6 protein-coding genes are annotated in these 9,376 nt (G+C 60.4%); 5 read left to right on the top strand and 1 reads right to left on the bottom strand.

The genetic code is table 11. From position 1 onward, the window contains the following. Positions 1-275: 275 nt before the first annotated feature. The 5 genes from KZX66_RS16025 (at position 276) to KZX66_RS16005 (ending at position 8,616) form a co-directional block, all read left to right on the top strand. On the top strand, positions 276-3,851 hold the full coding sequence (locus KZX66_RS16025; protein WP_248081059.1) for a hypothetical protein: 3,576 nt from the start codon (positions 276-278) through the stop codon (positions 3,849-3,851). Between the two features lie 200 nt (positions 3,852-4,051). Then, a complete protein-coding gene (locus tag KZX66_RS16020; RefSeq protein ID WP_248081056.1) occupies positions 4,052-4,414 on the top strand; it encodes a response regulator in 363 nt (120 codons plus the stop codon). A 163-nt stretch (positions 4,415-4,577) separates the two neighbouring features. Next, on the top strand, positions 4,578-5,978 hold the full coding sequence (locus KZX66_RS16015; protein WP_248081054.1) for a DUF1254 domain-containing protein: 1,401 nt from the start codon (positions 4,578-4,580) through the stop codon (positions 5,976-5,978). Between the two features lie 101 nt (positions 5,979-6,079). Continuing rightward, complete coding sequence (locus KZX66_RS16010) at positions 6,080-7,636, top strand: J domain-containing protein (RefSeq protein ID WP_248081051.1); 1,557 nt, start codon at positions 6,080-6,082, stop codon at positions 7,634-7,636. Then, positions 7,633-8,616: a DUF3829 domain-containing protein gene (locus KZX66_RS16005; RefSeq protein ID WP_248081049.1), complete on the top strand. Its 984-nt coding sequence runs from the start codon at positions 7,633-7,635 to the stop codon at positions 8,614-8,616. Before KZX66_RS16010 ends, KZX66_RS16005 begins: the two co-directional genes overlap by 4 nt. Here KZX66_RS16005 and KZX66_RS16000 read toward each other — a convergent pair. After that, entirely contained in the window at positions 8,613-9,284 is a 672-nt protein-coding gene (locus KZX66_RS16000) for a DUF3313 domain-containing protein (protein WP_248081046.1), read from the bottom strand. The two genes, KZX66_RS16005 and KZX66_RS16000, sit on opposite strands and share 4 nt — an antisense overlap. Positions 9,285-9,376: the final 92 nt, after the last annotated feature.

Raw genomic sequence — 9,376 nt, 5'->3', positions numbered from 1 at the left:
ATGCCTTGGCCAAATACGGAAAAACCGCGAGTTTGCCCCAAAGTCGGCCCCAAGGGCTATTTTTCTAAGCGCCCGGAGGTGAATGAGCCATTGCCTCGTGCACGCAATCGCACGGGCACTGGGCGCTTTACGGCCTGACCTCGACTCAACTGCTGACACTTTGCCGGCGACGCGTCGGAACCCCGCCGTTATCGGGTCCCACACACTGCGGCGTCTCGGATACAGGGAGTCTCCACCAGGAGGACGCGATTTCCTTCCCGTAAAGGTACAGAGTCATGGCCCAGATTTCCCCCCACGCGCTTATCCGCCCGTTCAATCCCGTCGTGCCCTTCACTTCGGTGCCCGTGCCACCGGCTCCAGCCCTGAACGCTTCGGCATCTGAGGACGTCAAGCCCCAACAAACCCCGCCGCCCACTGATCGGCCCGCCCTCGCCGGCCGTCACCTGGGTGGGGCGTTGGCCTGGCCGATGCCGTTGAACATCGATCAACAAAAGCGTCTGCATGCCCTCACCCTCAGCCATGTACACGCGCTGGGGGACAGGCCCACGGTTTCGCAAATCCCGGGCGGCGTGCTGGCGTTCCTGCGCTACCGTCAGCCCCTTGCGGCCCAGGCGCAAAACGATCCTGCCAAAATACTCGAAGCATTGATCGATTCCCCCCAGGCCAGCCTGATGGGCCGCGCGCTCCGGCAAGGCATGCAGGGCATCGCCACCGACAGCAGTGACACCGATTACCTGCTGGCAGCCATTACGTTGCAACTGGACCCCGAGTCGATCAGCGCGCCGCGCAGAAACACCGTTGCCGGCTTCGATCTGGCAAGCGACACGCATTGGGGGAAGCGGGCCTCCACCGTGGTAGACGGTCTAGCCAATCATCTGAGTGCCACGGGCAAAACCAGCGCCAGCCTGGCCAAAGCCGCAGCCCACCTGCTGTTGGCACAGCGAGCACCCGTGTTCCTGATCAAGAACATTCCCGACACAGTCACTTATGGCAGCCAGGCCTGGGCTAACTTGGCAATCGCCGCCGCCACGATCGAAGCACGTACGCCGGGAAAAGTCGCCAACATGACCTTTGCCGACGTCATGGGCGAGGCCGAAAGCGCCGCCTTGGTTGACCCTGCGATTACCCAGCGCGCCCAGGCCGCCGCGTTGCTCGACTGGGGCGAAGCTAACGGGTGGCTGGTGAAAAAAGCGGGCATCGACTACACCCCCGCGCAACTCGACTCGGTCAGAACTGCATTCAATCGGCAGTTGGAAGTTCGGCTCTCGGCCTCCAAGGCGCTGGAGAACGAAATTCCGACGCGTAAAGCGCTGGCGCTGGCCAAACTCAAGGAACGTTTTGGCGATTTGGGCGAGCTGTTCGAAAAAAAAGTACTTGGCACTGATCAGTACCGTGGCGATGCGAGCCAAACCGGGTTGGTTGGCCTGCACTCGCTCCTGGACATCGCCATGATGGACTTGCCGAACCCAAGACCCTTCACCTGCGATGACCCGCAAATCCCCGTAGAAGCGCTGAACAACAACCCGACGTTCGGCGTTCAACAGGCCTTTGAACTGAAGTTTGAGGGTGCGATCCGGGAAAAAAAGGCCGCCGTTAACACCATGATCCGGCATCTGATCTCACAGCTTCCACTGGAAGACCGCCAGCATTTTGAGTTTGGGAAAATCAACTTTTTCCAGGAGGGCTCGTATGAGTTGGGCACGGGCTTTTTTGATTCCTCCAACGCCTCAACTGAAGCGGGGCTGGTGATAAAGACGCAGCTCAATGGGCAGTCGCGCGCGTATGAAATCAATTTCAACAAAGGCACGATCGAGCGAACGGGCCTGAACCGCGCGCAGAATCAGGAATCGCGGCAGTCCAAGCGAATGTCCACGACCAAAACCTATGTTCCGCGCGTAGGGGCGGATGATCTGGCGCGTGAGCGTCCGGTCAACCCGGCCTCCATGTACAGCTTCAACAGCAACCGCTCCTATTTGATTGCCGACGCCTTTGTTCGACACCTGCAACTGGACGACCCCGCGATCAAAGAACAGGCGCGTGGGCAGACGACGTTGGACGAGTTGCAGGGCGGCCCCAAACCACTGAGCGAATTCTTGCTCAACTTGATCCCCTTCAGATCAGCCATCGTCAATTTCCAGAAGGGTAACTACGGCGAAGGGGCCGCCGATCTGGCACTGGATGTGTTCGGCTTTCTCACCGCAGGCGCTGCAACTGCGGGGAAACTAATCAACATCGGGCGCTCAGCCATTTCCAGCGGCGCCAAGGCGCTCAAGGCCGGCAAAGTGATCGGTGCAGCCGCCATCGGCGTCCTTAACCCCTTGAGTGGCCTGAGCGACCTGGCGGCCAGCGGTGCCAGGCTGGCCGGCAAGGGCGGCGGGTACCTGTTGTCCAAAGGCATCGAAGTCGTCAACACGCTCAAGGGCGCCAGTGGCAGCTACGATTTGCTCAAGGCCGCCAGCCGACAACACAAGGTGGCGGCGGTGGGCTCGTTCAAAGTCGCAGAACAGACCGTTGCAGGCGGTGCGGTACTTCGAGATGGCAAGTGGTACAACTACGACCCTGTCCGACAGCAGCCTTATGGTGCTGCGCTCGAAGGTTTCGTGCCGTCGGTTGCCGCTCATGAAGGCGAAGTCAAAGCGATCGTCGATAGCTGGTTCGGGAAAATGATCGCTTCAGTACTCGCGCCTGTGGCGAACAATCCTAACTACCGTAAAGACTTTATCGCGGCGATCGCCAACGCCAAAGCCAAGGACAATGCGGCCTATATCAAAGGCCAGAACACCGGCAAGCCCGAGGCGATTTTTGGTTATTCCCCGGCAATGAAGGTGGAGGAATTGAAACGCCTGGCGGTTGCCGAACAGCGCTCGCCGGAAGAACTGGGCTGCCTGGTCAAGCGAATCGATGAGCTTGAAGTGCTGCCCGAGCGGCTCGAAACCGCGCGTCTGACGGCGAAGACACTCGACCTTGATGCGTACAAAAAGGGCTACAACTCAGGGCGACCAGACACCATCAGTGGATTCTCGGAAACCCTGACCAATGCTCAACTGGCAGAACTGGCTATCGCTCGCGGGCGCACCCCGGAAGAAATCGGGCAGTTGTTCCGGTACATGGAAAACCGAAGAATCACCATCAGCCAACAGAACTTCCAGGTTTTCAAAGACGAAATAGCCGCCGCCGGTGGCAAAACCATCCCATTGCCCCAAGGCTTTTACCTCAGCCAAGCCTCCGTGCTCTCGGAGGGCGAGTGCGCCGCACTGTCCAATGTGATGGCCGCGGCGATCAAACACGGCAAGCAAGAGACCTTCATGAGGAACCTTTACGCCTCGATGGTGCCCACGCTGACCCCCGATGAAATCCTGGCGTTGCGCAAAACCGATCCGGCCAAGGCCGTTGCCGAGCAGACCCGAGCCGCTAAAGTGGCGCGGTTTCATGAGCAACTGAGTGAGCTGCAGAACATCCTGGGCAGCAATTTCCACCTGGGTATGCAGGAGCGATTGGTGCCCTACACCGAACTCATCTCGGAACTGGCCAACGCCAGTCGTTCACGCACGTTGTTGATCAATGGCCCTGGCCATGGCATTACCGCCGGTGTCACGGTGAGCCAAGGTAAAAAGGAATGGTTCTACTTTGACCCCAACTTCGGCAAAGCGGCATTCACTACAGAAGCGCAGATGCGTGCCGGATTGGAAAGCACGTTAAAGAGCGGGCTGTCCAAGCACGTGATGCCCCACTACGGTACGGACCCGTCCGTGCCCCACTATAAGATTTCGAACTTTGATGAGGTGGAGTTGAACATAATGACCCGTTCACTCAATAGCAGTGTGCCCGATCTGTTTATGACGGACCTGTAAAGCCGCCAAACCGGGGTGTAATGACTAACCACCCGAACCCCCTTGCCGGCCATGATTTCAGCTTCCTGCGAGACATCATGGCCGGCTGCCTGCACAATAGGCGGCTGGTATCGGGAACTTGCCGGGAAAGACACAACTCAGTAGAGGATAGTCTTTCGACTGAGCAAGACCTCCCCCCTCATTTTTCAGGACTCCTCACTATGCCCTCCCCCCACACCATCCTTGTAGTTGAAGACGACGCCATCGTGCGCATGCTGATCGTCGATGTGCTTGAGGAGTTGGAGTTCACAGTGCTTGAAGCCGCTGATGCCGCAGCCGCACTGGCGATCGTTGACACGACTGACCAGGTGATCGACCTGATGATGACCGACGTCGGCCTGCCCGATATGGACGGTAAGCAGCTGGCAGCCAAGGTCCGTGAACAGCGCCCCGCCCTGCCGATCCTGTTCGCCAGCGGCTACGCCGAAAATATCGACGTGCCGGCAGGCATGCAGGTAATCGGCAAGCCGTTCTCGATTGATCAATTGCGCAACAAAGTCACATCGATGCTGCCAGACGCCTGATACGCCCGGCTGCGCGTTCGAGCCTGTACCAGGCCCTCTAACGGCACGGCGAAGCCCTTGGTTGCCTGTGTGTTGGGATTAACGTGACGTTCGACAAATAAAGCAGGAAACTCGCAGCCTTCAATCCCCGTCAGTCAAAAGCACTCTGGAAGGATGCAACAACATGATTGGAAAACCTGCGCGCCTGCTGTTGGCGAGCCTCTCGATACTCATGAGTACCGGCGCCTGGGCCGATTTCACCGCCACCCCAAGCGAAGCGCGAGCCATTGCCAAGGAAGCCTATTTGTATGGTTTCCCGGTCGTCGAGATGTACAAGACGCTCTACACCCAGGCTGTTGATAAAGGCGGAACCCATTTCAAGGCGCCATTCAACCGTATCGGCCATACCGCCCAGGTGTTCACCCCCAAGGACACCGCGCCCCTGACCCCGAACCCCGACACGCCCTACTCGTTCGTATGGATGGACTTGCGCAGCGAGCCGTTGGTGCTGACCCTGCCCAAGATCGAAGACGACCGCTACTACTCGGTACAGTTGATCGACCTGTACACGCAGAACTTCGCCTATCTGGGGACCCGCAGCACGGGCAACAATGGCGGCCACTACATGATCGCCGGCCCGGATTGGAAGGGGCAGCAGCCGGTAGACGTGGACCGCGTGATATACAGCGAAAGCAACATCGCCTACGCCCTGTATCGCACGCAGTTGTTTGATGACAAGGACCTGAACAAGGTCAAGCAGATCCAGAGCGGCTACAAAGTGCAGCCCCTGAGCAGCTACGTAAAGCAGGCCGCCCCGACCAAGGCGCCGAAAGTCGACTGGCCCAAGCCGATGGCGACCATGACCGAAGGTCCGCAGCTGTTTCGCTACTTGAACTTTATGCTGAGCTTCGCCGCGCCTCAGGACAGTGAGAAAGACCAACTGGCGCGCTTTGCCAGGATCGGTATCGCCCCAGGCTTACCGTTCAAGGTCAATCAGCTCAGCGCCGAACAGCGTAAAGCGCTGGAAGATGGCATCAGCGATGCCCGCGCTGAATTCGCCGCGTTCAAAAAGGACAAGATCGACACCCACCAGGTCAGCAGCGGCGATCTGCACGGCAGCCGAGATCGCCTGAACAACAACTACCTGTACCGCTACGCCGGTGCGGACCTGGCACTCTTCGGCAACTCAGGCGACGAAGCGGCGGTGCTGAGCTACACCCTCGACAGCGAGGGCAAGCCGGTCAACGGCGCGCGCCACAGCTACGCGCTGCACTTCGCCAAGGGCCAACTGCCACCGGCCGACGCGTTCTGGTCACTGACGCTCTACGACGCCAAGACCAAATTGCTGGTGCCGAACCACAAAAAACGCTACCTGATCAATTCGCGGATGCTGCCCAACCTCAAACTGGACGCAGACGGTGGCCTGACCCTGGCGCTACAGCACCACGAGCCGCCCAAGGCGGAACAGAGCAATTGGTTGCCTGCCCCGCCCGGCCCATTCTTCGCGGTGCTGCGCATCTACCTGCCCAAACCAGAGGTGGGTAACGGTCAGTGGAAGGTGCCGCCGCTGACACCGTTGAAATAATGCCCCGCGCCCGGTTCACGCGGGCGCCTCGCACGAGCGCTGGTTTATCCCCCCGTAAAACAGGTAATGTGCGCGCGATTGCTTAGGGAGTTGTACCGCACATGACTTGCTGGAATGTCCTTGGCCTGACGCCGGATGCCGATACCCGCGCGATCAAGCGCCAATACGCCGCCTTGCTGAAAAAGACCCGACCGGACGACGATCCGGAGGGTTTCCAGCGCCTGCGTGACGCCTATGAAACGGCGCTGGACTGGAGCCAAACCCCACCGGCGCCGGAGAGTGAGGATGAGGCAAGCACCCCGGAACGGGACGCGCCCCTGGCGCAGCGTTATGCGAGCGCAATGACCGATGGCACAGCGTTGTCCCTGGAAATCCATGTATTGCAACGCTGCGTCGACGGCGATCTCACGGCCGAGGACAGGCGATGGGCGTTCGAGACGTTCAACTGGCTGACCGCCTGGCAACGCCTGGAACTGCCCGGCATGTTGGTCGACACCCTGGAACGCCAGCAACGCGCGCGGCTGCAGCAACCGTTGCAGCAGGCTCTCGATCAGCAGGATGAGGACGCGTTCCTGGCGATCTATGCGGCCCGTCATGAGCATTTCTGGATGAACAACCATCCCCATGCCGAGTGGTTCAACGCGTGGTTGGCCAGGCTGCTCTCCCATCATGCCTACTGGTCCGGCGCAGTATTCGAAGCGGTCTGTGCGGGGCAAGGCTGGCATGGCGGCGCTGATCACAATTGCCCGCCTGGCGATTGGCCCACGCTGTTGCGGCGCCAGCAAGGGCCAGTGTTTTTGGCGCGCCAACGCGCATTGGCCGCAGAACCGCCCGACAGTCCACAACAGCGCGCCGCGCGCTTGCTGCTGGCGCCGATGAGCCTGGGCCAGCGCCGCGCGTTCGCCCAACGGTTCGATGAGTACGACTGGAAAGCCTGTCAAGCGCTCAGCGCCGACATCTACGCCGACCACGTCCGTGTGGCTGAGGCGATGCCCGGTGGCACGGTGTATTTCTGGCAAGGCTGGGACAGCGCCATGGACACCTGGCCCTGGATCGTCGCGCTGGTCGTCAGTTGCCTGGTGGGCGTGCTGGTCAAGGCCGAGCGCCTGGCAGGCGCGATAGTACCCACCCTGGGCCAGGGCGTTCTTTGGTCCATAGGCGCGGTGGTCTGCGCCGGGGTCGCCTGGCAGGCCTGGCGCCCGTTTGCTCACCAGTACCGGGTGCAGGATGAACGTCTGAGCCAACGCTTACCCCGCTGGATCAGCCCTACCCACTTGCCGTTACTGCCCTTGCGCGACCTGGTGCCGGGGCTGGTGGTGGCGGTGGCCCTGGGTTATGTGTTCGGCCCCTTCGCCAGCTTGACCCTGGTGGCCGTGCTGGCGTTGATCGGCTGGATCAAGCGCCCCCTCACAAACCACCACTCGCCCTGGACTGCCCGTCATCCTGGCTGGGCCATCGTGGGCACCGCGTTGTGCGTGGTGGCCGGCGTCACGCTCTATGCCGGCTTGAACATGCTCGACAACCAGCACCTGGTCACCCGTAACCAGGGCCTGCAACAGTGGACCGAACGCCTGTGCAGCCGCATGCCGCGCAACGCGGCGCAATGCCAGGCTCCCGCGACCCAGGCCCAGTGGTATGGCCAGGAGGCCCGGCGATGAATCCAAAATGGTTGCTCCCTATAAGCCTGGCGCTGGGCTTGGGCCTGCTGGGAGTGGCTGGCGCCACCAAGCCCATGCAAAAGGTGCAATTGTGGCTGGACCAGCGCGACAGCCCTTTCACCGCCAAGGCCAGCGCCCTCGCACCGATCATTGATTGTGTGAACCGCGTCGACCGGGATACGCGCCTGGCGTACTACCACAGCCAGGCGCCACAGGCGCAAATGTCCACTGGCGATACGTTCGGCGACGACAGCGAGCCCGTTCCGCGCCTGATTCAGGCGGCGGTGTGCTCCCCATTATTCACGCTGAAACTGGAACGTCTGGAACCCGGCAGTCGCTTGATCGGCCTCGCCAGTGTGTACGCCTACAGGCTGAATAAGTTCACAGCGTTGGCGGACAGCGTGACACCCATGCCGTCCCGTAACCTGTCCACCGATACTCAGCAGATGGTCGCTGACGTCATGAACAAGCACCTGCAGGGGGAAGTCGCCGGAGCGGGTGAAGCCTATCTGCAAGTGTCCACACAACTGCGCAGCCAACTGGAACGTGAAGACCTCGAGGTTCGCCCGGCGCAGTTGGCGTTACTGCAAGCCCGTTTTGGACGGGACCTGCAATGGCACCTGCTGAACTACATGATCGCCGCGCGCCAGGCGGTGCGCCAAATCGAACAAGGCGTGCGCGACGCCAACCTTACGCCGCACCAATTGGCCGACCTGACCGAGGCGGTGCGCGAAGCGAGTGAGGACAGCAGGCGCTTTATGAATGCAATGCCGAAAACACGGCCGGATGAGCGGGTGGCATACCTTTGGTACAACACCAAGGCGTCCGCCGATGCGTACCTGGACGCATTGCGCACCCTGCATCAGCACTGGCTGGAGCACGCCCCGCCACAGCAACTGAGCGACGACTACGCCCTCGTCACCCATCGCTACGACGTCCTGCTCAGCTTTTACAACCGGTACGCGCGCAATACCTTCTAGCGCTTTTTAAACTTCACATAAGACTGATGCAGGTCGGACGCCCAGCCATCGATCACGTTTTTCACGTCATCGGCCTTCATCACTTGCGAGTCATTTTCCAGCGGCTTGCCGGTGCCTTTACGCACCACTTGTGCCAATACTTTGCCGTTGGCACCGTCCAGGAACTGTGCCTCGGTGCCCAAGGTGGTTTCCTGGTCACGAATGCCGGTACCGGTACTCACCGCAGCGGCGACCAGGGCCACCGGGATGAACTCATAAGGTTTGAGGCCTTCGGCCCTGCTGCTGACGGCGGTGATGGCCGCCCGTACCACGATCACTCCCGGACCCGGACCATTCGCCAACGGCAGTGACTTGGCCAACTCACGCTTGAGCGCCTGATTGAAATAGCTGTTGATACCGTTGAGGGTACTGTCCGGGATTTTTGCGGTGGCTTGGGGCTTGGGGTAGAACTGGGTGGGTTCGATGTACACCGCGCTGTAGCGGCTCAGGTCCAGCTTGGGATCGACCCAACGCATCACCTCGGCACCCGAAGGTGACTTGGCCTCTTTCAGTTGACTGTAGTCGGAGAGAAATCCTGAATACTCATCCGGTTGCGTGACCTTGCTGGCACATCCGGTCATGCCGAGCGCGGCGATGCACAGCGTGCTGATCGTTAGCCTTAGTTTCATCATCGAGCTCCCTGGCGACCTTCGTCGTAAGCGTGAACTCTAGGTATAGCCAATCCTGGGAAATACACCTTATTTGACCCAGGACACTTGGG

This window comes from Pseudomonas sp. EYE_354 (assembly GCF_023148575.1).
GTDB lineage: Bacteria > Pseudomonadota > Gammaproteobacteria > Pseudomonadales > Pseudomonadaceae > Aquipseudomonas.
This window is presented reverse-complemented; position numbering and strand designations above follow the sequence as displayed.